We start from the raw sequence: 695 nt of genomic DNA on the forward strand, positions 1-695 counted from the left end.
AACCGCTCTTCCGATCTGGCTTCGTTCATTAACCAAAGGGAAAACACCGATTTGGATGTCGGAGTATCCTCAAGAAAACGCATTTAAAATGAGCTCAACTCCAACGGTTCAGTCCAATAAAAAAGTCGTCTACCTGCCCTCTTGCGCCAGTCGCAATATGAGCCAACAGTCAAGCGCGCCAGATCAACGCTCGTTAACGGAAGTGACCCTATCGCTGCTCAATAAAGCCGGCTATGAAGTCATCATCCCCAATAAACTGAGCGATCAATGTTGTGGAATGCCGTATGACAGCAAAGGAATAACAGACCTTGCCGAGCAAAAATCTCAACAACTTGAACAAGCACTTTGGTTCGCTAGCCGTAACGGAAGATACCCAGTGTTGATGGATACCAGCCCATGCGCCAAACGAAGCATTGAGCAGTTCACAAAACCGATGGAAGTGTTAGAGCCGACTGGCTTTATTTTGAAGCATCTGAAAGAGCACTTAAACTTTGCACCCATACAAGAAACGGTGATGCTTCATGTGACTTGTAGCTCACGCCGAATGGGGCTAGCTAACGACATGCTAGAACTGGCAAAAGCCTGTACCTCAGAGGTTATCGTGCCTGAGCACATAGAATGTTGTGGTTGGGCGGGCGATAAAGGCTTTATGACACCCGAGCTTAACGCCGCCGCGGTTCACCCGCTGAAAGCGC

General features: G+C 48.5%; 1 protein-coding gene. It reads left to right on the top strand.

The window, feature by feature from the left end:
* Positions 1-695, top strand: a 695-nt coding sequence (locus tag ACP45E_RS00270; protein WP_141707144.1) for a (Fe-S)-binding protein, incomplete at both ends; no start/stop codon positions are given.

Source organism: Vibrio genomosp. F10 str. 9ZD137, assembly GCF_049974785.1.
Classification (GTDB): Bacteria; Pseudomonadota; Gammaproteobacteria; order Enterobacterales; family Vibrionaceae; genus Vibrio.